Origin of the sequence: Arthrobacter crystallopoietes (genome assembly GCF_002849715.1) — a bacterium.
Classification (GTDB): domain Bacteria; phylum Actinomycetota; class Actinomycetes; order Actinomycetales; family Micrococcaceae; genus Crystallibacter; species Crystallibacter crystallopoietes.
This window is the reverse complement of the sequence record NZ_CP018863.1, coordinates 3823974-3849380: the sequence shown is the minus strand read 5'-3', so window position 1 is coordinate 3849380 and position 25407 is coordinate 3823974. Positions and strand designations below refer to the sequence as shown.

The 25407-nt window shown below is 65.8% G+C and carries 23 protein-coding genes; 16 read left to right on the top strand and 7 right to left on the bottom strand.

Features of this window, described 5'->3' with window-relative positions; translation table 11 throughout:
* Window positions 1-112: 112 nt before the first annotated feature.
* The 3 genes from AC20117_RS17705 (at window position 113) to AC20117_RS17695 (ending at window position 3766) form a co-directional block, all read left to right on the top strand.
* Window positions 113-1930 carry a DUF222 domain-containing protein gene (locus AC20117_RS17705; RefSeq protein ID WP_074702529.1) on the top strand — a complete coding sequence of 606 codons (1818 nt, stop codon included), beginning with the start codon at window positions 113-115 and terminating at the stop codon, window positions 1928-1930.
* A gap of 105 nt (window positions 1931-2035) precedes the next feature.
* Window positions 2036-3286, top strand: a complete 1251-nt coding sequence (locus tag AC20117_RS17700) for an IS256 family transposase (protein WP_101632748.1) — start codon at window positions 2036-2038, stop codon at window positions 3284-3286.
* A 228-nt stretch (window positions 3287-3514) separates the two neighbouring features.
* Complete coding sequence (locus AC20117_RS17695; protein ID WP_074703432.1) at window positions 3515-3766, top strand: antitoxin; 252 nt, start codon at window positions 3515-3517, stop codon at window positions 3764-3766.
* A gap of 87 nt (window positions 3767-3853) precedes the next feature.
* On the opposite strand, the gene zapE is transcribed toward AC20117_RS17695, so the two are convergent.
* On the bottom strand, window positions 3854-4891 hold the full coding sequence (zapE, locus tag AC20117_RS17690; protein ID WP_074702530.1) for a cell division protein ZapE: 1038 nt from the start codon (window positions 4889-4891) through the stop codon (window positions 3854-3856).
* 245 nt (window positions 4892-5136) lie between these two features.
* Between zapE and AC20117_RS17685 the strand changes: the two genes are divergently transcribed.
* From AC20117_RS17685 to ybaK, 3 genes are read left to right on the top strand one after another with little or no spacing between them, the layout of a single operon-like run.
* Window positions 5137-6042: a sulfurtransferase gene (locus tag AC20117_RS17685; RefSeq protein ID WP_074702531.1), complete on the top strand. Its 906-nt coding sequence runs from the start codon at window positions 5137-5139 to the stop codon at window positions 6040-6042.
* 30 nt (window positions 6043-6072) lie between these two features.
* Complete coding sequence (locus AC20117_RS17680; RefSeq protein WP_074702532.1) at window positions 6073-6522, top strand: SufE family protein; 450 nt, start codon at window positions 6073-6075, stop codon at window positions 6520-6522.
* 17 nt (window positions 6523-6539) lie between these two features.
* Window positions 6540-7031, top strand: coding sequence for a Cys-tRNA(Pro) deacylase (ybaK, locus tag AC20117_RS17675; RefSeq protein ID WP_074702533.1), 492 nt, complete (start codon window positions 6540-6542; stop codon window positions 7029-7031).
* On the opposite strand, the gene AC20117_RS17670 is transcribed toward ybaK, so the two are convergent.
* Window positions 7032-8327, bottom strand: coding sequence for an alpha/beta hydrolase family protein (locus AC20117_RS17670; protein ID WP_101632634.1), 1296 nt, complete (start codon window positions 8325-8327; stop codon window positions 7032-7034).
* A gap of 148 nt (window positions 8328-8475) precedes the next feature.
* On the opposite strand from AC20117_RS17670, the gene AC20117_RS17665 reads away from it, so the two are divergent.
* From AC20117_RS17665 to AC20117_RS17625, 9 genes are all read left to right on the top strand, one after another.
* The gene (locus AC20117_RS17665; protein ID WP_074702534.1) at window positions 8476-8964 is read left to right on the top strand and encodes a hypothetical protein; all 489 of its coding nucleotides are present in this window, start codon (window positions 8476-8478) and stop codon (window positions 8962-8964) included.
* Window positions 8965-8987: 23 nt separating this feature from the next.
* Window positions 8988-9419 carry a peptide-methionine (R)-S-oxide reductase MsrB gene (gene msrB, locus AC20117_RS17660; protein WP_418202225.1) on the top strand — a complete coding sequence of 144 codons (432 nt, stop codon included), beginning with the start codon at window positions 8988-8990 and terminating at the stop codon, window positions 9417-9419.
* A 251-nt stretch (window positions 9420-9670) separates the two neighbouring features.
* A complete protein-coding gene (locus AC20117_RS17655) occupies window positions 9671-11005 on the top strand; it encodes a DUF6421 family protein (protein ID WP_101632746.1) in 1335 nt (444 codons plus the stop codon).
* Entirely contained in the window at window positions 11002-11763 is a 762-nt protein-coding gene (locus tag AC20117_RS17650; RefSeq protein WP_074702537.1) for an SDR family NAD(P)-dependent oxidoreductase, read from the top strand. Before AC20117_RS17655 ends, AC20117_RS17650 begins: the two co-directional genes overlap by 4 nt.
* A gap of 48 nt (window positions 11764-11811) precedes the next feature.
* Complete coding sequence (locus AC20117_RS17645) at window positions 11812-12882, top strand: threonine aldolase family protein (protein WP_101632633.1); 1071 nt, start codon at window positions 11812-11814, stop codon at window positions 12880-12882.
* 62 nt (window positions 12883-12944) lie between these two features.
* Window positions 12945-13583, top strand: a complete 639-nt coding sequence (locus AC20117_RS17640) for a DUF3000 domain-containing protein (protein ID WP_418202224.1) — start codon at window positions 12945-12947, stop codon at window positions 13581-13583.
* 23 nt (window positions 13584-13606) lie between these two features.
* Window positions 13607-14953, top strand: a complete 1347-nt coding sequence (locus AC20117_RS17635; RefSeq protein WP_074702538.1) for an HRDC domain-containing protein — start codon at window positions 13607-13609, stop codon at window positions 14951-14953.
* Window positions 14954-15070: 117 nt separating this feature from the next.
* Complete coding sequence (locus AC20117_RS17630; protein WP_236777362.1) at window positions 15071-16342, top strand: thiolase family protein; 1272 nt, start codon at window positions 15071-15073, stop codon at window positions 16340-16342.
* Window positions 16339-18468, top strand: a complete 2130-nt coding sequence (locus tag AC20117_RS17625) for a 3-hydroxyacyl-CoA dehydrogenase NAD-binding domain-containing protein (protein WP_074702540.1) — start codon at window positions 16339-16341, stop codon at window positions 18466-18468. Before AC20117_RS17630 ends, AC20117_RS17625 begins: the two co-directional genes overlap by 4 nt.
* On the opposite strand, the gene AC20117_RS17620 is transcribed toward AC20117_RS17625, so the two are convergent.
* The 5 genes from AC20117_RS17620 to AC20117_RS17600 all read right to left on the bottom strand — a co-directional run bounded on the left by AC20117_RS17620 (window position 18437) and on the right by AC20117_RS17600 (window position 23739).
* Window positions 18437-20065: an ABC transporter ATP-binding protein gene (locus tag AC20117_RS17620; RefSeq protein ID WP_074703435.1), complete on the bottom strand. Its 1629-nt coding sequence runs from the start codon at window positions 20063-20065 to the stop codon at window positions 18437-18439. The two genes, AC20117_RS17625 and AC20117_RS17620, sit on opposite strands and share 32 nt — an antisense overlap.
* Window positions 20065-20805, bottom strand: coding sequence for an energy-coupling factor transporter transmembrane component T family protein (locus tag AC20117_RS17615; RefSeq protein WP_074702541.1), 741 nt, complete (start codon window positions 20803-20805; stop codon window positions 20065-20067). The genes AC20117_RS17620 and AC20117_RS17615 overlap by 1 nt, the downstream gene beginning before the upstream one ends.
* Before the next feature lie 8 nt (window positions 20806-20813).
* Window positions 20814-21611, bottom strand: coding sequence for a glycosyl transferase family 9 (locus AC20117_RS17610; RefSeq protein WP_074702542.1), 798 nt, complete (start codon window positions 21609-21611; stop codon window positions 20814-20816).
* A gap of 88 nt (window positions 21612-21699) precedes the next feature.
* A complete protein-coding gene (locus AC20117_RS17605) occupies window positions 21700-22755 on the bottom strand; it encodes a nucleoside hydrolase (protein ID WP_074702543.1) in 1056 nt (351 codons plus the stop codon).
* 6 nt (window positions 22756-22761) lie between these two features.
* Window positions 22762-23739, bottom strand: coding sequence for an aldo/keto reductase (locus AC20117_RS17600; RefSeq protein ID WP_074702544.1), 978 nt, complete (start codon window positions 23737-23739; stop codon window positions 22762-22764).
* A 153-nt stretch (window positions 23740-23892) separates the two neighbouring features.
* On the opposite strand from AC20117_RS17600, the gene argG reads away from it, so the two are divergent.
* Window positions 23893-25320 carry an argininosuccinate synthase gene (gene argG / locus AC20117_RS17595; RefSeq protein WP_074702545.1) on the top strand — a complete coding sequence of 476 codons (1428 nt, stop codon included), beginning with the start codon at window positions 23893-23895 and terminating at the stop codon, window positions 25318-25320.
* Window positions 25321-25407: the final 87 nt, after the last annotated feature.

Genomic DNA, 25407 nt, shown 5'->3' with positions numbered 1-25407 from the left:
ATGCCGCCTCCACAGGCGGCCGGACCCACGTTCCTTCCTGCACAGGCCACTTGTCCTCCACATTGGCGCTTTTTCCGTGCTATTCGAAGACGTGTTCTATAGCGTTGGGGGTATGGCAATCGCACCGGTCGAAGCGCATCAGGAGCCCGTAGGCTTCCTCGCTTCGGTGCAGGCCGCCCTCCAGGACTTCTCCGCCAGTTTCCAACAGGAATGGCTCCTGCAATCCCCCAAAGACCTCGCCGCCACCGTCGCCGGCATCGAAGAGATCTCCAAAACCGTCGAGCAACTCCAGGTCATCGGCGCCCACGCCGTCGACCAGCAGAACATCGCCCAAACAGGCGAAACAGACCAGCGCATCCCCTGGGCCGACCCGGTGCAGGGAACCGGCCCGGACGGCAAACCGAAAAAGCCCGAATACAAGGACGCCGCCGAATACCTCCGCCAGAAACTCAAAATCAGCCGCGGCGAAGCCAAACGCCGGCTCCGCGTCGGCTCCAGCACCATGCCATCGACCCTGATGACCGGAGAACAGGCACCCCCGAAACTCGAACGCCTCGGCGCCGCCCTGACCTCCTCGAAGATCAGCGGCCAGGCCGCAACCCTCATCCGCGACGCCCTCGAACGCGTCCGCCCCACCGCAACCCCCGCGGGCCTTACCGCGATGGAAAAGCAGCTCACCCAGCAGGCCACCGAATCAGATATCGACGGCCTGCGCGAAATCATCAAACGCTGGGAAGCCATCCTGGACCCGGACGGACTCGAACCCACCGACGAACAACTCCGCGCCAAACAAGGCGTGTTCTACCGCGGCAAACGCCAGGGCCTCCACCGCCTGGACATCGCCGCCACCCCGGAACAATACGAATACCTCGTCACCGTCATGAACGCCGCAACCAACCCGCGCGTCAAAACCACCTTCGCTTCGGAAGACGGCACCCCGGCAGACCCCGCAACAGCCGGCGGCACCCCCGCGGACACCGCCGACACGGGCGGAGCGGGACCGGAACCGGAATGGCAAGGACCCACCCGGCCGCAGAAACTGCTGCAAGGCCTCGTCGGCGCCTGCCAGATCGCCCTGTCCACGGACAAACTCCCCTCCAGCGGCGGCCACCGCCCCCAAATCATGATCACCCTCGACTACCAGGACCTGGTGGACCAGATCGGCGCCTCCGCCGACGCCGTATTCGGCGGACTGATCAGCCCCAAAACCGTCCGCAAAATCGCCTGCGACGCCGACCTCATCCCCCTCGTCCTCGGCGGCAAAGGCGAAATCCTCGACATCGGACGCGCCCAACGGCTGTTCACCCCCGCCCAGCGCCGCGCCCTCGTCGCCCGCGACAAAGGCTGCGCCTTCCCCGACTGCACCATGCCCGCCCCCTGGACCGAAGCACACCACATCGAATTCTGGGAAAAGCACAACGGCCCAACGTCAGTTCACAATGGTTGTCTTTTGTGTTCCTACCACCACCATCTGCTGCACGACGAAAACTGGAAAATCGACATCCGGGACGGAATCCCCTGGTTCATCCCGCCCCGCTACATCGACCCGGACCAAAAACCCCGCCGCAACCGCTACCGACTCGCCGGCATCTCCCTGCCCGACGCCACGCCAAGATTCGCGGCCGATGGACCAAGAACTGACTTGGAGTCTCCACCTCCACCGGCAGAACCCTCACTAACACCTGGCTCCGGCCCACCCGGCCAACAGGCAGAAACATTGCTGCCACTCTTCACGGCTGACAGCGCCACGACACCGGATCATTCCACGGCACAGTATGTTCCGACGCCGCCCGAAACGGCCCAAATACCTGCCGTATCCGACGCTGCCAAGAAGGCGGTACCGGCCGACAAGCCGTTGCAGGGCGGTCATAAAGACTGGAACCGGCCATTCGACGACTGGCCGCTGCAACCGATCGAGCCACCCTGGTGAAGTACCGGGCACAGCTGGGACTGTAAGAAAAACGGTGTGTAAGGGTTCGGCCTGATCCGAAAGGAGATGGCCGTGTCAGAGTTCACGACCGAGATGACAGGGGCGATGATCGATCCCGTGACGGGAGAGATTATCGATCAGAAGGAGCTTGCCGAGCGACTGCTCGCGCAGGCCAAGGAACAGGGCGTGAGCCTGGTCGGCCCCGGCGGGCTGCTGAACCAGCTCACGAAGAACGTGCTCGAAACCGCATTGGACGCGGAACTGACCGAGCACCTCGGCCACGAACACGGCGAAACCCCGATCGCGGCCAACATGCGGAATGGCACCCGGTCCAAGACCGTGCTGACCGAGATCGGCCCGGTCGAGATTCAGGTTCCCCGGGACCGGGACGGGTCGTTCGAGCCGGTGATCGTGCCCAAGCGGAAACGGCGCCTGGACGGGATCGACCAGATCGTCCTCTCGCTGTCCGCCCGGGGGCTGACCACCGGGGAGATCGCCGCGCACTTCGAGGAGGTCTACGGGGCCACGGTCTCCAAGGACACCATCAGCCGCATCACGGAGAAGGTCGTTGGCGAACTCGCGGAGTGGTCGGCCCGTCCGCTGGATCCGATCTATCCGGTGCTTTTCGTGGACGCGATCGTCGTCAAGGTCCGCGACGGGCAGGTACGGAACACCCCGTTCTACGTCGTCATGGGAGTCACCGTGAACGGGGAGCGGGAAATCCTCGGCATCTGGGCCGGCGACGGTGGCGAGGGCGCCCGGTTCTGGCTGCAGATCTTCTCCGAACTGAAGAACCGCGGCGTAGAGGATGTGTTCATCGCCGTGTGCGACGGGCTCAAAGGGCTGCCGGAGGCGATCACGACCACGTGGGAGCGAACAGTGGTCCAGCAGTGCATCGTGCACCTGATCCGCAACAGCTTCCGCTACGCCGGCCGGCAGCACCGCGACGGAATCGTCAAAGCCCTCAAACCGGTCTACACCGCACCCAGTGAGCAGGCCGCGAAGGACCGGTTCAACGAATTCAAAACCGAGTGGGGCCAACGGTATCCAGCCATCGTGCAGCTCTGGGAATCCGCATGGGCCGAGTTCGTGCCGTTCCTGGAGTACGACGTGGAGATCCGCCGGGTGATCTGCACGACGAACGCGATCGAGTCGATCAACGCCCGCTACCGGCGGGCGGTGAGAGCCCGCGGGCACTTCCCGAACGAGGCCGCGGCGCTGAAATGCCTTTACCTGGTCACCAGATCTCTTGACCCTACCGGCGGAGGCCGGGCACGCTGGGTAATGAGGTGGAAGCCGGCGCTCAACGCGTTCGCGATCACCTTCGCCGGACGGTTCGAGAGAACCGCTCACTGATGAAAACCGCCGGACCCCACACACCGTTTATCGGACAGTCCCGCACAGCTCCATGGCCTCGAGTTCCTTGCCCTTGGTCTCGGGCACAAACTTCCAGACGAGCAGTAACAAGTCTCTCTTTGGCGGCTACCTGTACCGGGCCTGCCCGGCCTATTGACGCACCCTGCCTCGGGCCTACGATAGAAGTAGGCGGGAGCATGCGGCTCCCAGGAGCGAAGGGAGGTGTCTGTGTCTGTATTTGACGAGCTCAAGGGCAAGGCCGGACAGCTTAAGGACAAGGCCGCTCATCTGGTCGGCGGCAATGCCGACAAGCTCAAGGACGGCGTCGGCAAGGCTGGAGATTTCATCGACAGCAAGACCGGCGGCAAGTACTCCGGGCAGGTAGATGGTCTGCAGGCCAAAGTCGCGAACCTCATCGACAGGGCAGATGGTGGAAATACCCCCGGTGCCGCAACCGATAAGGGCAGCCCTTCGGCATAACTTCTCTTAGAGCACGCCAAAAAGGCGCTGGTCCTACCGGGAGGTAGCACCAGCGCCTTTGTGCTGTTTCTGCCATTCTGGGAGGCCTCAGGACTCCTCGCCAGTCAACCCTTCACGTGCCAGGGCTGTCAGTCTGGAAACGGCCCGGTAGTACTTCTTCATGTAGCCGCCGGACATCATCTCCGGAGTGAAAAGCTCATCGAACGGGCGTCCGCTCGCAATAATGGGCACGTCCTTGTCATAGAGCCGGTCCGCCAGCACGACAAAGCGCAGGGCTACTGATTGCTCGGTAATCGTCGCGACGTTGTGCCACGCCACCGCATCGATACCGTCGATGAACTGCCGGTAGCGGCTCGGATGCACGCCTTCGAGATGACTAACCAGATCCGAGAATTCATCGGCCGCGACCACCTGGCCCTTGAAGTCACTGTAGACCCGCCGTTTGAGTTCAAGATCAGTCAAAGGATCCGGAGCGGCTGGCAGTCCCCGATGACGGTAGTCTTCGCCGTCGATACGGATGACGTTGAACTGGTCTGACAGGACCTGGATTTCGCGTTGGAAATCTACGGCAGCAAAGCGTCCCTCGCCGAGTGAACCGGGCAACGTGTTGGAGGTAGCTGCGAGCTTCACGCCGGCGTCGGCCAGCTCGCGCATCAGCCGGGACATCAGCACGGTGTCCCCCGGGTCGTCCAGTTCGAATTCATCGATACAAACCAACCGGTAGCTGCTCAGCGCGTCCACCGTCTTGCGGAAGGATAGCGCCCCCACCAGATTTGTATATTCGACGAAGGTGCCGAAGGCCTTTGGACCCTCCACCGCGTGCCAGAGGGAGGCCAGCAAGTGGGTTTTTCCCACACCGAACCCGCCGTCGAGGTAGATACCGGCCTTGCTGGGCTGCCTCTTGGCTGCGAAAAGTTTTTTCAGTCCCTTGGGTTCCCGGTGGTCCACCTCGACGGCAAAATCCCGCAACGCTTTGACCGCGATGGACTGCGAGGGCTGGGACGGGTCGGGACGGTAACTGTCGAAGGAAACGTCGCCGAAGCGCGGCGAAGGATGGAATCCCTCCAACAAATCGTCGACCGACACCTTGGGGGTCCGGCGCGAAAGCTGTTCAATCTGGGGCACGTTTAACCGACCGTAGCCTTCCTGAAAATCTGCGTGGCGGTGAATTGCCGCCAGAAAAACGATACGCTACCGACGACGCCGCGGCAGATTCGTGACCGAGGCCACTGCAGGGAAACAGGCGGATGCAGTCCCGGGGCAAGAGACTCCCGACATTGTGGCGGATGATGACCGGCGTGGAGATTGTTTCTTCGCGCTTATGGTTAGGCTGGGCAGAGACCACCCCTGACGCATGGAAAGGTTTTGCTATGCCTGTTGCCGCAGAACAGAACGAGAAATTTTCCGCCTACGCCCACCCGGAACGGCTCGTTTCCACCGATTGGCTGGCGGCCAACCTGGACGCAGATTCCCTGGTTGTCGTCGAATCGGACGAGGACATCCTCCTGTACGAGACCGGCCATATTCCGGGTGCAGTGAAAATCGACTGGCATACGGATCTGAATGACGCGTTGACCCGCGACTATATCGACGGCAAAGCGTTCGCTGCACTGCTCGGTTCCAAGGGCATCACTCGCGAGACCACCGTGGTGATTTACGGGGACAAGAGCAACTGGTGGGCTGCCTACGCGCTTTGGGTGTTCACGCTTTTCGGCCACGAGGATGTGCGGCTGCTTGACGGCGGGCGCGACAAGTGGATTGCCGAGGGGCGCGAGCTCACTACCGAGACGCCGAGGCCTGCAGCGGTGGAGTACCCCGTCGTCGAACGTCGCGATGAGGCCATCCGCGCATTCCTGCCCGATGTCTTCGAACACTTCGGCAAGCCCTTGATCGATGTCCGCTCGGCCGAAGAATACTCCGGCGAACGTACCACTATGCCCGCATATCCTGAGGAGGGAACGCTGCGCGGCGGCCACATTCCCAGCGCGGCCTCCGTCCCCTGGGCCCGCGCCGCCGCTGCTGACGGAACGTTCCGGGACCGCGAAGAGCTGGAAGCTATCTACAAGGGCGAGGCCGGTTTGAACGACGGCGATGAAGTGGTGGCCTACTGCCGCATCGGTGAGCGTTCAAGCCACACCTGGTTCGTCCTCAAACACCTGCTCGGCTTCGAGAACGTCCGCAACTATGACGGTTCCTGGACCGAATGGGGCAACGCCGTCCGCGTGCCGATCGTCAAGGGTGCCGAACCCGGCGAAGTACCCGCCGCACGGCGTTGAGAGCAGCGTGCACGAGTAGAATAGGTGACTGTGAGCGCACAAAACATCCCTGCACAGCTGGCAGAAATCATCGATGACTTCCAATCGATGGAGGAGCCTGAGCGGCTGCAACTGCTGCTTGAATTCTCCCGATCGCTTCCGGACCTTCCGGAGCACCTTGCCGGCCAGCCGGAACTGTTGGAACAGGTTGTCGAGTGCCAGTCCCCGCTGTTCCTGACCTTGGAGATCGGCGACGGCCCGGAGGAACCGGTGGAGATCTACTTCTCGGCACCCCCGGAAGCCCCGACTACACGTGGTTTCGCCGGTGTCCTGCATGAAGGGCTCAACGGCCTGCCGGCTGCGGAGATTCTTGCCGTACCGGACGATGTGCCGGAGCAGCTCGGTTTGACCCGTGCCATTACGCCGCTGCGGCTGCGTGGCATGTCTGCCATGCTCGCCCGCATCAAGCGTCAGATCACGGACGCCCGCGCGGCCGCCTGAGCGCGCCGAATCCGCCGTTGGCAAAGCGCACCGCGTCGACCGGAACCCCCGCCACACTGTTGTTGCAGCAGGCGGGGGTTCCGCACACCCTCCACAGGTACGCCCATGATCCGGCTGTGACCGATTTCGGACTTGAGGCAGCACGCGAGCTGGGTCTGCCCCCGGAACGGATTTTCAAGACCCTCATGGTGGCGGTAGACGGCAATCTTGCTGTGGCAGTGGTGCCAGTCTCCGGAAACCTCAATCTGAAATCCTTCGCAGCCGCCTTGGGGGCGAAGAAGTCCGTGCTGGCCGATCCGCTGGCTGCCCAGCGCCGGACCGGCTACGTACTCGGTGGTATCTCCCCGCTGGGCCAGCGGCAGCCCAGCCCGACAATCATTGATTTCAGCGCGGTGGACTATCCCACCATTCTGGTTTCCGGCGGTCGCCGCGGACTGGACATCGAATTGGCCGCACAGGACCTGATCCGCCTGACCGGTGCGCGGCTGGTAGCCATCGGTACGGGCTGATCAGTCCGGCTGCATGCCGTTCATACCTGGCCCTTTGACCCCGGGAACAGGCGCGCTGAGCACATGGGTCAGCCAGCCGGTGACCACCCGCTCCCAGCGCTCGGGATCGACGTTCCATTCCTTGGTGTGGCTGGCTCCGGAGAACGGCTCGAAAGTCACCAGCCGCGGATTCTTGTCCGCCAGTTCCGCCGACGGCCCATAGGGCACGAAATCGTCGTCCTGGCTGTGCAGGATCAGTGTCGGCACGCAGAGCTGGTCGTACCTGGCTACCCAGTTCATCTTCTTCAGATCCAACGGAGCCGCCAAACCGGTCAGCAACCTGCCGGCACGGTTCGAAATGAGCCATTGCGAAAAACGGCCCACGGCCTCGGGGATCCGGTTCAGCCTGGCCTGGTATGCCAGCACGTCGATCCAGTTGATCACCGGACCGTCCAGGACAAGTGCCTTGATCCGGTTGCGGTGCACGGACTGGTCCGCCGCCTGCAGACTTATGGCGCCGCCCATGGACCAGCCGAACAGGACGATCTCCTCGGCCCCGTGTTCCAAGGCGTACGTCATCGCGGCTTCAACGTCCCGCCACTCGGTCAGCCCGAGGCCATAACGCCCGTCCGGCGCGGCGGGGGCTTCGCCGTCGTTCCGATAGGAAATGAGCAGTGAGGTCATCCCGAGTCCGCGGGCGGTGCGGGCAGCACGAAGCCCTTCCTGCCGGGTGGCGCCGCGGCCGTGCACCATGATGGCCCAGGTCCGGGCCTTCTCCTCTCCCCTGATCAGCCACGCTGGTGCCTGGCCGCCCTCGACCGCAATGCGGACTTCCTCGTTGGCAAGTCCTGCGGCCGCAGGGTCGGGGTAGACCGCGCCTCCCCACCAACCGCGGCGGGCCGCCGCCAGATCGCCGCTGTAAACACGCTCCACGGTGCGCTGGACTGTTCCGTCTTTCGGCGAGTAGGAAGTGATGGCGCCGATCCGCGCCTGGCCGCGTCCGCCGTCGAAATAAATGCTGTAGAGGCCGGGCGCCGTGGTGTCCGGTGTGGCCGGCAGAATGACCTCTTGGTGCTGGCTGCTGCCGACCACGGCGTAGATCGCAAGGTTCTGGTCATGCTCGCGCACCGGCGTGAGCACCTGGCGGGCGAAATACGAGGCGAGCCCGGAGGTGGCTCCGGCCAGCAGCGAGCCAAGACCGGCGCCGGCGATTGCGCCGACGCCCATCCAGCGCATCCACGGCAACTGCCGCCGAATTTCCTCGGCCGGTGGCGCGGCGGCGGAGATTATAGTTTTCCGACGGTCGAACAAAGCCATGGCACCATTCTTACTCACCCTGCCGCGCGCGGCGTAACGCCCTGCCGCGCAGACGCCGAAGGCAGTTGGGAAGGCGGTTGTCAGCTGCGAAGGAGTCCTGGGAAGGCCTGTTATTGTTTGCCGCGCGCCCGCTGGTTACGCTGGGGCCATGAGCGAAACGATTGTAGTACTCACCGAAGAGCCGCTCAATGATGCGGATCTTCGGAATCTGGAATTGCTGGCAACCGAGGGTACGCAGTTCAGCGTGCTGATTCCCGAGGACACCAAACGGAATCTGGTGCTGGATTTTCTGGACAATCTGAGTCTGCTCGACGTCGCCCAGGCCTTCCGCGAGCTGCTGCATGGCCAGCCCTCGCCCGAAGAGGCCAAAACCGAAGCCGAGGAAGCCAAACGCCTCTCCGTCCAGGCACTACAGGGCAGGGGGCTGCAAGGAACGGTGGAAATCGTCGACGACGACGGCGTTTCGGCGCTGGTTGACTACGTCGAGCGCCATCCGGCTGACCGCGCTGTGGTGATCACCACCCCGCACGCTGTTGCCGATACCTTCCATACCGACTGGGCGAACCGTGCCCAGGACAAACTCGGCATCCCCGTGCTCCATCTGTATTCCGGTTCGGGATACATTGGGGACTCGTGAGCGTTGAAAAGGATATGAGTGAAGTGAACAGCACGCCAGAAACGTTTCCCGTCGCCAAGTCCGAGGACGAATGGCGCCGCGAACTGACGCCCGAGGAATACCAGGTGCTGCGGCAGGCCGGCACGGAACGTCCCTATACCGGCGAGTACTGCGACACGCACACAGCCGGCGTCTACCGCTGCCGCGCCTGCGGGGACGAGCTATTTACCAGCCAGGAGAAGTTCGACTCCCACTGCGGCTGGCCCTCCTTCTGGGCCCCGCTGGCCGAGGGCAAGGTGCGCTATCTGCGGGACTCGGCGCTGGGGATGGAACGAATCGAAGTGCGCTGCGCGAACTGCAACTCCCACCTGGGCCATGTTTTTGAGGGCGAGGGTTACAGCACGCCGACCGACCAGCGCTACTGCATCAACTCCGTCTCCCTGAAGCTGGAGCCCAAGCAGGACGAGGCTCCCTAGTTCCTCGAACTCTTCCCACTCGAAGCCCGGCCAGCATGAGCCGGGCTTCGTCATTTCTGCCGCCGCCCATCGACAAGCACAACAGTTTCTAATCTGTCGAAGGTTTCGGCATTAGTGACACTGTTTGGTTGTTACGCTCTTGGAAACAGCAAGAAGTCCACCTCCAACGGTTCCGCGATGGAACCGCTGCCGGAAGGAAGGCATCCATGAGCATCAACACCAGCGCCACCGACACCAGGTATTCGCAAGACATGCGGCCCGAACGGCACCCGGCCTGGCTGCGGCTGAAGGCAGCTGCCAGCGGGCTGCGTCCGTTGCAGGTCCATGATGGTTCCATCCCGGATACCGCGCACCATGCCGAGGCAGCTGTGCACACCGAGACCATCGTGACGGCCATCGCCGAACTGGCGCCGATGTTCGACCACGACGGCGAATACCTGCGCCTGCTCCAGCAGGACTTCCGCCGCTGGTCCGCAGCCGGCTTCGGCGTCCCGGACTTCCTGGATTCGCTGCTGGCGTTCCAGCCGCAGCAGCAGCGCACCAACGGGCTGGTCCATCTGGTGGTCTTCCCCATGTACACCCAGAACGGCAGCACCGACCGGCTGGTGGAGGCAGTTCTCCTCGAGGTCCTCTGGCCGGACTTCATCGCGGACCTCGAGGCGGGCGACTACTCCAACAAGCTCTTCGTGCCCATCCGCTTCCTGGATTTCACGGCCGGCTACGACACGAATTCGGCCGTCCTGTTTCCGGAAACGGTGGCGGTGCGGGAAACGCCTGCCTTCACGTGGGGCGCCATCTTCGCCGACCGTGAGGCGGCCCGCTTCCGCAAGGTCGTCGGCGCCGCTGCGGATATAACGTCGCTCCAGCTGCCCGAGGAGGCTGCCGATCTGCTGGCGGACCAGCGGCTGGCCGAAGAAACGTTTGTAATGTGGGATCTGATCCACGATCGGACGCACATGCGCGGGGATCTGCCGTTCGATCCGTTCATGATCAAGCAGCGCATGCCGTACTTCCTGTATTCGCTGGAGGAACTGCGCTGCGATCTGACTGCTTTCCGGGAGTCGGTGCGGTTGCAGAATGACCGGCACGCGTCGGAGGACATCCGCCGACATGCCCGTCTGGTCCAGTACGCCGTCATCTTCGACCGGATCTTCCGCTTCGCCATCACCGGCAACCGGGTGCGCAACTACGACGGCCTCGGCGGCCAGCTGCTCTTCGCCTGGCTGCACCAGCACCACGTGCTGCACTGGACCGACGGCAAGCTGAGCATCGACTGGGACAACGTAGCCGACGTCGTCGTCGCGCTGGGACTGCAGATCGAGGAGCTGTACTGGCGTTCGATCGACCGCCCCAAGACGGCGCACTGGCTGGCCGCGTACGCCATGCTGACCAAGACGCTGACACCGCACCCGGCCTCGGTCTGGGCCAAGGGGCCGGACGCCCTGCCTTTGTCCGGGCTGCCCCGCGAGCTGACGGACCAGGTGCTGGACGATGAATTCCCGCTGTCCATGTTCTACGAGGCGCTAAACCGTAAGATGAAGACTGTGATCGAATCGACCTCCGGCATTACGGGCGCCGCGGCATGAGCGAATTCCCCAGCACAGGTTCCGGTATCCCGTCGGGGCTGCGCGTCCTGGTGGCGGGCGCGTCCGGCGCCTCGGGGCAGGCCGTTTCCGCAGCCCTGCGCGCAGCCGGCGCGCAGGTGATCGCTGTCGGCAGCAATCCCGAACATCTGCAAAGCGCCTATGCGAACGACGACGGCGTGCTCACCTTTGCCTGCGACCTCGCCGACGCGGTGGCTGTCCGGGATCTGGCAGAACGGGTTGCTGCCGAAGCCGGGAGCATCGACGGGCTGGTCCATTTGGTGGGCGGCTGGCGCGGCGGCAAGGGTATCGCCGGGCAGACCGACGAGGACTGGGACTTCCTGCACCGGAACCTGGTCACCACCCTGCGCAACACCACGCGCGCCTTCTATGACGACCTGGCCGCGTCGCCCCACGGCAGGGCGGTCATCGTCTCCGCCACCGCGGTGGGCTCCCCCACCGCCGGCGGCGCCAACTACGCCGCGGCCAAGGCCGCCGCCGAAAGCTGGATGTTTTCCGTGGCGGACGGGTTCCGTCGCGACCAGGCAGCCGGCCCCGGCGCGAACGAGACGTCCGAAGCTGAGCATTCGGCCGCCGTCGTACTTGTCATTAAGGCGCTGGTGGATGACCGGATGCGCGCCGGGAATCCGGAAAAGCCGTTCACGGGGTTCACCGACGTTGCGGACCTGGCCACAGCCGTGAAGAATTTGTTCGGCAGGCCGGCGGCCGAAATCAATGGCCGGCGCATCCCGCTCGTCTAAACACCGCCGACCGCAACTTCCTCCCACCGGAAAAGGAATATATCTACTGTGAATGACTCCTCGCTGCTGTCCGCTTCCCTGCACGACCAGTCCGTGCGCGGCTTCGCGTCGGATAACTACTCGGGCGTCCACCCGGAAGTACTCACCGCGCTCGCGCATGCCAACGGCGGACATCAGGTGGCGTACGGCGATGACGGCTACACGGCCAGGCTGCAGGAAGTCATGGCCTCCCATTTCGGCGAGCAGGCCCAGGCCTTTCCGGTCTTCAACGGCACCGGCGCCAACGTCCTCAGCCTGCAGTCCCTGCTGCCGCGCTGGGGGGCCGTGGTCTGCGCCTCGACCGCGCACATCAACGTGGACGAAAACGGTGCGCCGGAACGCGTGGGCGGCATCAAGCTGCTCCCCGTGCCCACTGGCGACGGCAAACTCACGCCGGAACTGATCGACAGGGAGGCCTGGGGCTGGGGCGACGAGCACCGGGCTCAGCCGCTGGCCGTATCGATCACCCAAAGCACCGAACTGGGCACGCTGTACTCCGTTGACGAAATCCGTACCATCGCCGAGCATGCCCACGGCCACGGCATGAAGGTGCATATGGACGGAGCGCGGCTGGCGAATGCCGCCGCCGCACTGGGAACGGATCTGCGCACCTTCACCACCGACGCCGGCGTCGACATCCTCTCCTTCGGCGGCACGAAGAACGGGCTGCTGTTCGGTGAATGCGTGGTGGTCCTGAACCCCGAGGCATCCCACGGCATGACGTACCTGCGGAAGATGAACATGCAGCTTGCCTCCAAGATGCGCTTCATCTCCGCCCAGTTCCTGGCCCTGCTCGACGGCGACCTGTGGCTGCGTTCGGCAGCGCATGCCAATGCCATGGCCGCGCGGCTCCGTTCCGCGGTGGAAGGCATCGACGGCGTGACGCCTACCCAGCCGACCCAGGCCAACGCGGTGTTCGCTGCCCTGCCCGCCGGAGCGGCAGACCGGCTGCGGCAGCAGTTCCGCTTCTACGACTGGGACGAGTCACGGGGCGAGGTCCGCTGGATGTGTTCCTTCGATACCACTGAGGAAGATATCGATGCTTTCGCCGCGGCCATCCGGAACGAGCTGGGCGCATAACGATCCGGCACCAACGGCGCGCCTAGCGTTCCGGGCACCCCGGACGGTTTTAATCTGGGAGGGTGAGTGCGATTGGCGATCTCTCCGCGGCACCCGCGGACTTCCTGACTGCCCTGGCCGCGTTGCGCCGGGCTAACTGCCGCAATGAACTCAAGCTGGCGGAGCTGCCTGCTCCATCCAGACTCGCGCCGTATGCCGTGGCACTCGGCGCCGAGGTCATCCAGCCGGCGGCAGCAGGCCCGCGTCCCGCGCACGGTCCGGTCATCGCCGCCCTCCGGGAAACCGAAGACGTGGAACTCGCAACCGGCCGTTTCATCCTGCTGCATGATCCGGATGGCTCCGCGGTTTGGGACGGGACCTTCCGCATCGTGACGTACATCCGCGCGGAGCTCGACGCCGAGATGGGCAACGATGCCTTGCTCGGTTCCGTGGCGTGGACCTGGCTGCTGGACGCCTTGCACGATCACGGCGCCCGGTACCGGAACGCCGGCGGCACGGCCACCAGGATCCTCTCCGAAAGCTTCGGTTCACTTTCGGATAACCAGGACGCGATCGACATTGAGCTCAGGGCCTCGTGGACGCCGGACTCCGCGGACCTCCAGTCCCATCTGGAGGCATGGTCCGATATGGTCTGCACCTTTGCCGGTTTGCCGCCCCTGCCCGAGGGTGTCACGTCGCTGCCTAACCGGCGCCGCAACTGACCTGCCCTTAGACTGGTATAACCATGACGTTTTTGACTTCGGATTCGTCTGCCGCGGCTTCCCGCCGTGCAGACAGCACAGCTACCGCCTCAGACGAACCGGAGCAAGACGCTCCCGAACTGATCGAACTGACCGCTCCCCGCGAAGGGGTCCCGCTGGTCATTTCCACCCAATCAGGACTGCACCGTGCCGCCGCGGCTCTTGCGGCAGGTTCCGGTCCGGTGGCGGTCGACGCGGAGCGCGCATCGGGCTTCCGGTACGGCCAGCGCGCCTTCCTGGTGCAGCTGCGCCGCGAAGGTGCCGGCACCTGGCTGATCGACCCGGAACCCTTCGACGATCTTGAAGTCATCAACGACGCGCTGCGCGGGGTGGAATGGATCCTGCATGCCGCCACCCAGGACCTGCCGTGCCTGGCGGCCCTGGGCATGTGGCCGGACAAGCTCTTCGACACCGAGCTCGCTGCCCGGCTCGCCGGCTTGCCCCGCGTCGGGCTTGCCGCGGTGATCGAGAACCTCCTGGGGTTCACGCTGGCCAAAGAACATTCAGCAGCGGACTGGTCCACCAGGCCGTTGCCGGAGCCATGGCTGCGTTACGCCGCCCTGGACGTTGAAGTGCTCGTTGAGCTCCGCGAAGCCCTCGTCGCAGCCCTGGAAGAGTCAGGGAAACTGCCCTTTGCCGAAGAGGAATTCGAAGCATTGCTGGCAGCCCCGCCCGCTGCGCCGAGGACCGATCCGTGGCGACGCACATCCGGTCTGCACCAGATCCGCGACCGCCGCCAGCTCGCCGCGGTGCGAGAACTCTGGACGGAACGCGAGCAGCTGGCCGAAAAACGTGACGTTGCCCCCGGCCGGCTGATTCCGGATTCGGCGATGGTCGCGGCGGCACGGGCAATGCCGGCAACGGTACCGCAGCTGCTGGCGGTAAACGGCTTCCACGGCCGTGCCGCCCAGCGCGAGGCCCCCCGCTGGCTCCGCTGCATCGATGCCGCCCGGCGCCTCGAAAAACTGCCGGAACTGCACATGCCGACCAACGCTCCGCCGCCGCCCCGCGTGTGGGCGGACAAGGATCCGGCCGCCGCAGCCCGGCTGCAGACGGCCAAGCCCCGGCTGGCCGCCTTGGCCGAGGAGCTGCAGATGCCGGTGGAAAACCTGCTGACGCCGGACTATTTACGCCGGATAGCCTGGCGCCCTCCGACACCGGTGACCGCCGGCTCCATTGCCGAAGCCCTGCGCGACCTGGGCGCACGAAACTGGCAACGCGAACTGGCCGTGCCGGTGATAACCGAGGCGTTCCTCCACCCCGAGCCTTTGGCTGAACGCAAGCCGAAGGCCGACGAAGCGGACCCGAAGACGGGCTCCCGTAAACGCTGATAGCCCGGCACCTCCCGCGAGAACCAAGGACATTCCCCGGCTTGCCGCTTATGTTACTCATAAGTAACATAATGTTGGCAGTTGTTTGTGTCCCACATCTCAAAGAGGAGTTCCTTGGTGAGCGCTACGAGTCCCGCCCGGCAGTTGAGGGAGGTCGTCTTCGTCGACGGCGTCCGAACGCCCTTCGGCAAGGCAGGCGAGAAGGGAATCTACGCAGAAACCCGCGCCGATGACCTGGTGGTCAAATGCATCCGCGAACTGCTGCGCCGCAATCCGTCACTGCCGGCGGCCCGGATCGATGACGTGGCCATCGCCGCCACAACCCAGACCGGGGACCAGGCCCTGACCATTGGCCGCACCGCGGCGCTGCTCGCGGGCCTGCCCAAGAGCGTCCCGGGTTTCGCCATCGACAGGATGTGCGCCGGGGCCCTGACCGCCGTGACGACGACGGCCAGCGGGATCGCCTTCGGTGCTTACGACGTCGTAATTGCCGGCGGTGTCGAGCATATGGGCAACCACCCGATGGGACAGGGCGCCGACCCCAACCCTCGGTTCCTGTCCGAACGGCTGGTGGATCCCGCCGCGCTGAACATGGGGAACACGGCGGAAAACCTGCACGACCGCTTCCCTGCGGTCACCAAGGAGCGGTCCGACAGCTACGCGGCGGCCAGCCAACGGAAGCTCGCCGCCGCCTATGCCGGCAACCGGATCCAGCCGGATCTGGTGCCGGTTGCCGCCAAAAAGCCGGGACAGGGCTGGGACCTGCACACCGCGGACCAGCCGCCGCGCCCCGAAACAACGGTTGAGGAGCTGGCCGGGCTGCGCACCCCGTTCCGTGCCCATGGCCGGGTGACCGCCGGTAATGCGGCTGGGTTGAACGACGGCGCCACGGCGGCGCTGCTGGCATCGGCCGAAACGGCTGCCGAACTTGGGCTGCCGGCCAGGATGCGGCTGGTCTCCTTCGCCTTCGCCGGCGTCGAGCCCGAAGTGATGGGCATTGGTCCGGTTCCCGCCAGCGAAAAGGCGCTCAAGCAATCAGGGCTGGACATTGCCGACATCGGTCTGTTCGAGATCAACGAAGCCTTCGCCGTGCAGGTACTCTCCTTCCTGGACCACTTCGGCATCGCCGAGGACGATGACCGCGTCAACCGGTACGGCGGCGCCATCGCCGTCGGACACCCGCTGGCCTCCTCCGGCGTGCGGCTCATGACCCAGTTGGCGCGGCAGTTCGAAGAAGATCCAGGCGTGCGCTACGGACTGACCACCATGTGCATCGGCCTGGGCATGGGCGCCGCGGTCATCTGGGAGAACCCGCACCATCAGGATTACAGCCTGCGCAGCAGCACCGCAGCCGCCGTTTCCGGCACTTCAGGAAAGGACCTCGCATGAGCACCGCAGATTTCCAGTCGCTGGCCCGGCTTTTTCCGGACGAGACGGTCACGCACTCCTACGTCCGCGACGTGCGCCTGCCCGGCGGAGCCACGCTGGCCCTGCTGACACTGGACAATGACCTCGACCATTCGAAACCCACCACCCTCGGACCCAACACCCTGGTCGAACTCGGCCTCGCGCTGGAAGGGCTGCGCGAACGCGCCGGCCGAGGCGAGATCGACGCCGTCGCGGTCACGGGCAAACCGTATTACCTGGTGGCCGGCGCGGATTTGTCCGCCGTCGGCTCGCTGCAGGACGCCGAGTCCAGCCGCCGGCTGGCACAGCTCGGCCATGAGGTCTACGGCGTCCTGAACGGTATGGAGGTCCCCACCTTTGCGTTCATCAACGGTGCGGCGATGGGCGGCGGTCTCGAAATTGCCCTTGCGGCCCATTACCGGACGGTGTCCAGCGGTGCCAACGGCATCAGCCTGCCGGAAGCGTTCCTGGGCCTGGTGCCGGGCTGGGGCGGTGTGTACAGGTTACCGCGGCTGATCGGCCCGCAGAATGCCGTGAAGGTCATGATCGACAATGCGCTGAGCAACAACAAGATGCTCAACGGCACGGCCGCATACGAACTGGGCGTCGCGGACGCCCTGTTCGAACCCGCGGATTTTCTCGAGCAGTCGCTGGCCTGGGCCGGGAAGATCATTGCCGGCGACGCCCAGACCCTCCAAGCGGTGAAGGAACGTCGCGCCGGCAAAGCCAATTACGACGACGCCGACTGGGACGCCGCCGTCGCCAAGGGCCGCATCTTTGTGGAGGCCAAGACGTCCAACGCAGCCCCCGCGCCGGGGAAGCTGCTGGATCTGCTGGAACAAGGCAGGGACTGGACCCAGCAGGAATCGGCCGCGGCCGAGGTAGAAACGCTGACCGAACTGATGCAGACTCCGCATTTCCGCAATACCGTCTACGCTTTCCTCGATCTCATCCAGCGGCGGTCAAAGCGGCCGGCAGGCGCCCCGGACAAGAAGCTCGCCCGGCCGGTGACCAAGGTCGGCGTCGTGGGTGCCGGGCTGATGGCAAGCCAGCTGGCGCTGCTCTTCGCCCGCCAGCTCAAGGTGCCGGTGGTGCTGACGGACATTGACCAGGCCAGGGTGGACAAAGGTGTGGCGTATGTCCACGCCGAGGTAGACAAGCTGCTCGCCAGGAAGCGCCTGTCCGCCGCTGCTGCCAACCGTACCAAAGCCCTCGTCATGGGCTCCGTCACGAAGGACGCGTTCTTCGACGCCGACTTCGTCATTGAAGCGGTGTTCGAAGAACTCGGGGTGAAAAAGCAGGTGTTCGCGGAAGTAGAAGCCGTCGTGTCACCCGACTGTATTCTGGCGACCAATACCTCGTCCCTGTCGGTGACGGAGATGGCCGCGGATCTGAAGCATCCGGAGCGGCTGGTCGGGTTCCATTTCTTCAATCCCGTGGCGCTCATGCCACTGCTGGAGATTGTCCGCGTGCCAAAGACCAAGGAGGCGGTCCTGGCAACCGCTTTCGCGCTGGCCAAAGAGCTGAAGAAGACGCCGGTCCTGGTCCAGGATGCCGCCGCCTTCGTGGTCAACCGTGTGCTGCTGCGGCTCATGGGTGAAGTCAGCCGGGCTTTCGACGCCGGAACGGACGCCAAGACAGCCGACGAGGCACTGCGGCCGATGGGTCTGCCGATGACCCCGTTCACGCTCCTGGCCATGGTCGGCCTCCCGGTGGCCCAGCACGTGCAGGAATCACTGCACGCAGCCTTCGGAGAGCGTTTCCATGTCTCGGCCAACCAGCAGCGCCTGATCGATGCCGGCAAAACGTCCCTCTGGGAGACAGCCGAGGACGGCAGCACGCATATCCCGCAGGACACCCTGGACCTGCTGCAGTTCGGCAATTACCCGGTCACCGGCGAGGAACTGCTACGCACCACCCAGGATGCCTTGGCCGAAGAGATCGGCCTCATGCTCGAAGAAGGCGTGGTAGCCGGCCCCGAGGACATCGATCTGTGCATGATCACCGGCGCCGGCTGGCCGATGCATCTGGGCGGCATCACGCCGTACCTCGATCAGGTGGGGGCAGCGGAGCGGGTCAACGGACGGAAGTTCCATCCGGGGCGCTGACGCCCTCCGGGGCGGTAGCTGTGTGCCGAAGCGCCTGCTGCCGCCCCAGTTCCACCACCCGCTGGCAATGCGCGCGTGCGAACTCCTTGTCGTGCGTGGACAGCAGGACGGCTCCCCCGCCGGCTGTCGCCGCCGCCAGGATCCTGCCCAGCAGCTTCCTGCCGTGCCCGTCCAGGGACACCGTCGGCTCGTCCAGCACCAGCAAGGCGGGCCGGCGCGCCAGCACCGTCGCCAGGGCGACCAGCCGCCGCCGGGAGACCGGCAGCTCGTACGGATGCTCGTCCTCGAACCCGTTCAGGCCGCACGCGTCCAGTGCCTGACGGACAACTTCCGGATTCGGCCGCGAACCCGGCGGGCCAAAAGCGACTTCATGATAGACGGACCGCTCGAACAGCTGGTCCGCCGGGTTCTGGAACAGCAGCCCGGCTGTCTTCGCGAGCTGCCCCACCGAAGCTTCCGCCGTGTCCCGGCCAGCCACCGAAACGCTTCCCGTATCAGGGACGATCAGGCCCAGGGCCATCTTCAGCAGCGTCGTTTTGCCGGTTCCGTTCGGCCCGGTCAAGGCAACGCACTCACCCGGATGCACCGCGAAACTGACGGAGTCCAGCAACCCTCCTTTGAGCGCAGGGCCTGATCCGCCGGGACCCTTACCGGGGCGCCGGCGGAACAGTTTTGCCCGCCGCCGGCCATGGTCCGGATCAGGGTAGCTGAATTCGACGTTCCGGTAGCGCAGTACGGCGCCGTCTGTGCTTTCTGGCTCCGCCGGCCTGCTTCCCAGAGGGACATCCGTCGCTGACCTTGCAGCATGTTCCGACGGGCTGCTGGCGCCGCCCCATGCCGCCGCCGAGACGCCGGAAACCACGACTCCGGCCGATGCCGCACGCTCCCGGACCGCAGACATGCCTTCGGCCACACTCTGGCCGTTCTCCAGCAGCAGCGCCTGGCCGGCGTCGAAGAACCGGGCGTCCAGGACAGAAGTCAGGATAACGACGGCGGTGCCAGCGTCCCGCAGGCCCGTCACCATTGCTGCCACCCGGGCCGCGGCAGTCTCGTCCAGACCGGCAAGCGGTTCATCCAGCACCAGCACGCCGGCATCAGTAACGGCCGCTGCGGCTATGGCAACCAGCCGCTCCTGTCCGCCGGAGAGCCGGGCGGGATCATGCTCCAGCAACGGGCCGAGGCCGAACCGCCCGGCGATGGACCGGATCCGTGCCGCCATCTCGGCCCGGGGCACACCCGCATTCTCCAGGCCGAAGGCCAACTCTTCCTCCACAGTGGAACGCACCATGGAGAGGTAGGAGCGGGCGTCCTGGGGTACGTAGGCTACATGCCGTACCCACTGCCGCAGGTCAACGACGTGAGGCTGCGTCCCGCCGTCGTACTCCAGGGTTTGGCCTGCAAGGCTGACGGACCCGGTCAGCTGCCCGCCGGTCCGGCCGGGCAGATGCCCGGCCATGATCCCGGCCAGCGTGCTCTTGCCGCTGCCGGAACCACCGGCGACCAGGGTCAGCGAGGCGGGCGCCACCGACAGCCGCACCCCGGAGAGCGCCGGTGCCTCGTGGCCCGGATACCGGTAGTCCAGGATCTCGAGCTCCATCAGCGGCCGCCCGGGATGGCCAGGAGCACCGCCGCGGCCGCGGCCAGGCACAGCACCAGGAGCCCGAAGGGTTTCTCCCAGCTCTTCGCCGCGACCGGATGGAGCTGCGTCCGGCCGGGGCCGCCGGCAAAGCCTCTCAACTGCAGTTGCACGGAGCGCTCGGTGGCATCCTGGATGCTGGACAGCACCAGGGGAACCGCGAGCAGCCGTTTCCTGCGCAGCCAGCCGGTCGGGCCGCTGCCCTCGCCGGCGCCGCGCACGGCCTGCGCCTGGGCGATGGCTCGGGCTCTTTCGGCCGTGGCCGGGACCAACGCCAGCGTCGCCGCGACGATGTAGCCCAGCTGCGCAGGTACGCGGGCCGCGTCGATCGCGCGGACCAGCTCGATGCGGTCAACGGTCACCGAATACAGCAGGAACACCGAGACGAAGGCCGCCGCCCGCAGACCCAGGCTGCCCGCCGTCGTCAGTCCTTCCAGCGTCAGCCGGACGGGTCCGCCAGCGAAGAGCACCTCGCTGCCGGCGGGATCGAACAGCGCGTGGACCATCAGCTGCGACAGCCACAGCGGGGCCAGCACTGCCCCTGCCGTGAGCACCAGCCGGGCGGCCGTTCCCGCGAGGACTGCCAGGCAGACGGCCGCCCCGGTAACGGCCAGGCTCAGCCACCAGCGGTCCGCGGCCAGCGTGAGCAGTGCGGCAGCGGCGGCCAAGGCGAGCCCGGTGAAAGGATGAAGCCGGATCATGCGCAGCGCTATTCGCCGGGCCGGGACGCCTGACGCTGCACCTGCGGGAACTGCAGGCGGATCCGCCGTGGCAGGGCCGCCACCAGCAGCGCCGCCACGAGGAAGGCCAGTGCCTTGTCCGCTGGATCGGAAATCAGCGCCTGCTTGGTGATGGAAGCCAGGAGCCCGTCACCCATGGCGCGGAACATGGCCACCAAGGCGCCGGTCGCGGCGCCGGAGGTGCCACCGTAGACGAAGGCGGCGACGGGCGCGGACAGCACCGCGGCCACGACCCCGGTCAGGAAGCCGGCCACCGGTGCCCAGTAGACGCGCCGCAGCACACCGAGCCGGCCGGCGGTCCCGGCGAGGTAGCCGATGGCCGCGGCGCCGGCGGCGAAGGGCAGCACCGTGGGGTTGAAGAGGGACCAGACGAGCGACCCCAGCACACCGGTGGCGGCGCCGGCGGACCGGCCGGCCAGCAGACCCACCAGGACGGTGCCGATGGAATCCAGGTAGAGCGGCACCAGCGTGCTGCCCACGAATTGGCCGAGCACAATGTTCAGGGCAAGGCCTACCGGAATGATGGCCACCGCCGAGGGCGGCAGCTGCGGCAGGACGCCGACCAGCAGCAGGATGGCCCCGGCAAGATAGCCGGCGAAGGCGGTGACGGCGGGCCAGCTGGACAGGCCCGCGGCCGCTTCCACCGGCTGGAGCAGGACCAGCATCAGGTAGGTGGCAGCGATAACGGCCGCGCCGAGCAGCGGCAGGATTCGGGAGCGCAGCGATGTGCTGCCGGCGTTCGAGGGCAGCGTCAGGGACGTGGACATAGAGATTCCTCAGTGCTGGAAAAAACTGATGGGATTGGGCCTATGTCACCTCGGCCCGGTCATCCATTCTAGCGAATCCGGCGGGCAACTACCCGCCGGCGGAATCCAGCCGCCGGGCCAGCGCCCCGATGGAGCCGAGCACCTCCCGGAAAGTAGCCTCCGGATCGTTCCACGAAACAATCCGGGCGTTGGGTTTTCTGCCCCAGAGCCCGCGGTAGTCGGCGACGGTCGTCCCGACCAGGAGACCGGATCCCGTCTCTACGTGCACGGTGGCCGGGCGTGTGCGGTAGTCAACCGCACCAGCCGCGATGGCGGCGGCGAAGACATCGTGCACGTGCGCCAAATAGCCCTGGTCATAGTGGCGGTGGAACTCGAAGTAGAACCGCAGGGCGTCGGAGAGGCAGCGCAGCAAGGGATTGGCGGCCGTGCTGCGCCGGCCTTCCGGATCTTCCGGAAGCACCAGCTCGGCCTCGGCGCTGCCGGCGAGCCGTCCCAGCTCCGCCACATGTTCCGGGCGCAGCTCGATGCGTTCGGTCATCTCCAGCGCGCACACAATCGGCAACCGGTCTTCGGGCTCGCCCTCGAACGCCGCGAAGACCTCGGCGGCGGCGTGCGGGTCCACATGGGTGTTCCACTCCGCCGTCGGCGTGGTGTTGCCTTGGTAGTAGTAGCTGCCGCCCATGATGACCACGCGTTTGAGCAGCTTCGGCAGCCGGGGTTCTTTCCGCAGGGCCAGCGCGAAGTTTGTCAGCGGGGCGGTCAGCAGGGCGGTCAGCTCCCCCGGATGTTGCCGCGCGGCCTCCACCCAGAGGTCAACGGCATGATGCGGCGAAACCGCGCCCTCCGGTGCCGGCAGTTCGGCGTAACCGATGCCTTGCGGCCCGTGGGTTTCCGGCGTCGTCGTCAAGGGGATCTCCAACGGCGCGGTCGCCCCGACGGCGACCTCCACGCCGGTCCGTCCGCACAGTTCCAGCAGAGCCAGATTGTTCCGGGCCACCTGCTCAACCGCGACGTTGCCCGGCGTGCTGGTGAGCACTTCGACGTCAACGTGGGACAGGCTGAGCAGATAGACCAGGGCCAGGGCGTCATCGATGCCGGTATCGTTGTCCACCAGCAGCCGGACCGGCGCTCCCGATTCAGTCATGGCGGGCTAGAAGAGGGCGACTTTGGGCGCGGCAGGGAAAATCCCGTCCAGTTCAGCCAGGTCTTCATTCGTGGGCTGCCAAGAAGCGGCGTCGGCGTTTTGCCGGATCTGTTCGGGCTTGGTGGCGCCGGCGATGACCGATGCGACGGCAGGCTGGGCCGCCAGCCAGGAGAAGGCAACCTCGATTTCCGACAGGTCGCGCTCGGCGGCGAAGCGGGAAAACGCACCGAGCTGTTCCCAGTCTGCGTCCTTGAGCAGGTTGGTGCGCGAATGGGTCAGGCGGCTGCCTTCCGGTGCCTTGCCGTCCCTGTATTTGCCGGTCAGCAGCCCGTTGGCCAGCGGGAAGTACGGCAGGACGCCCAGCCCGTAGGCCTGCGCCGCGGGAAGGACTTCGAGTTCGGCCCGGCGGTCCAGCAAGTTGTAATGGTTCTGTGCGGAGATGAACCGGGTGTAACCGCGCATCCGGGCCGTAAACTCGGCCTCGGCGATCTGCCAGCCGGCACGGTTGGAATGCCCGATGTAGCGGACCTTGCCGCTGCTGACCAGGTCATCCAGCGCGGCGAGGGTTTCCTCGATCGGCGTCAGCGGGTCAGGCGTGTGGAACTGGTAGAGATCGATCCACTCTGTGCCCAGCCTGCGCAGCGACGCCTCGGCGGCTTTGACGATGTACCGCCGCGAGCCGCGGGCGTTGAAATCGTTCCCGTTGGCTCCGTGGGTGTCCATGCCGAACTTCGTGGCGACAATGACATCGTCGCGCTTCCGCCCCAGCGCCTTGCCCAGGAATTCCTCGCTCAGACCGGCGGTCTTCCCATAGGTATCTGCGACGTCGAAAAGTGTGACGCCGGCGTCTACAGCGGCATTGACGACGGCGGTGGATCCGTCCTGCGTCTGGGTGGGGGTTCCGCTGCGGCCGAGATTGTTGCAGCCGAGTCCTACTGCCGAGACGGTCAGTCCTGAAGCGCCCAGTCGGCGGTATTCCATCACTACATCCTTTTCGCTTGGCTTGTGTGCCCGTGTCGAATCCTACCCGGGAAGGCCTTGTGGCCGCGGTCGGCCGGTGATTTCCGGCACGTCACGTAGGCGTCAGCGGCGCGGTCGCTTCTGTCTTTGGGGGTCACTGCACATACCATCGAAAGCATGGCTAAAGTTTTGACTTCCCTTCCCGTCGGCGAACGTGTCGGCATCGCTTTTTCAGGCGGACTCGATACCTCCGTTGCCGTTGCCTGGATGCGCGACGGCGGCGCGGTTCCCTACACCTACACTGCCGATCTCGGCCAGTACGACGAACCGGACATTGACGCCGTTCCCGGACGTGCCACCGAATACGGTGCCGAGCTCTCCCGGCTGATCGATTGCAAGCCCGCCCTGGTGGAGGAAGGCCTGGCCGCTCTGGCATGCGGCGCTTTCCACATCCGCAGCGCCGGCCGCGCGTACTTCAACACCACGCCGCTCGGCCGCGCCGTCACCGGCACCCTGCTGGTCCGCGCCATGCGCGAGGACGGCGTGGACATCTGGGGCGACGGCTCCACCTACAAGGGCAACGACATCGAGCGCTTCTACCGCTACGGGCTGCTGGCCCACCCGCGGCTGCGCATCTACAAGCCGTGGCTGGACCCGCGGTTCGTCTCGGAGCTGGGCGGGCGCCAGGAAATGTCCGAGTGGCTGACCACGCACAACTTCCCCTACCGCGACTCGGCCGAGAAGGCGTACAGCACGGACGCGAACATCTGGGGCGCCACCCATGAGGCCAAGACCCTGGAGCATCTGGACACCAGCCTGGAAGCGGTGCAGCCGATCATGGGCGTGGCGTTCTGGCGCGACGACGTGGAGATTGCCACCGAGGACGTCACCATCCGGTTCGAGGCAGGCCGTCCGGTCGCCATCAACGGCACCGAGTACAGCGACGCCGTGGCCCTGGTCAACGAAGCCAACGCGATCGGCGGCCGCCACGGCCTGGGCATGTCCGACCAGATCGAAAACCGCATCATCGAGGCCAAGTCCCGCGGCATCTACGAAGCGCCGGCCATGGCGCTGCTGCACATCGCCTACGAGCGGCTGCTCAACGCTATCCACAACGAGGACACGGTGGCCAGCTACCACGCGCAGGGCCGCCGCCTGGGCCGCCTGATGTATGAAGGCCGCTGGCTGGACCCGCAGGCCCTGATGCTGCGCGAGTCGCTGCAGAAGTGGGTCGGCTCGGCCGTCACCGGCGAGGTCACCCTTCGCCTGCGCCGCGGCGAGGACTACACCATCCTCGACACCAGCGGCCCGTCGCTGAGCTACCACCCGGACAAGCTCTCGATGGAGCGCGTGGGCGACGCCGCCTTCGGTCCGCTGGACCGGATCGGCCAGCTGACCATGCGCAACCTGGACATCGCGGATTCCCGCTCACGGCTGGAGCAGTACGCCGCCCAGGGTCTGGTGGGCGGCCCGACCGCCGAACTGGTCGGCGCCCTTGAGGCCGGCGGCGCCGAGGAGATCGCCGATACCGCCGAGTTCGACGAAGCCGGCCGTGCCGCCGACGAGGCGCTGGACCGCGCAGCGTTCGACGCCGGTACCGACTGACACGTCCGTCCCGCCCCTGCGGGTGGCTTGGAGGCCCGGCGCACTGTCTCTACGACGGAGCGCCGGGCCTCTGGCTTTGCCGCGCTG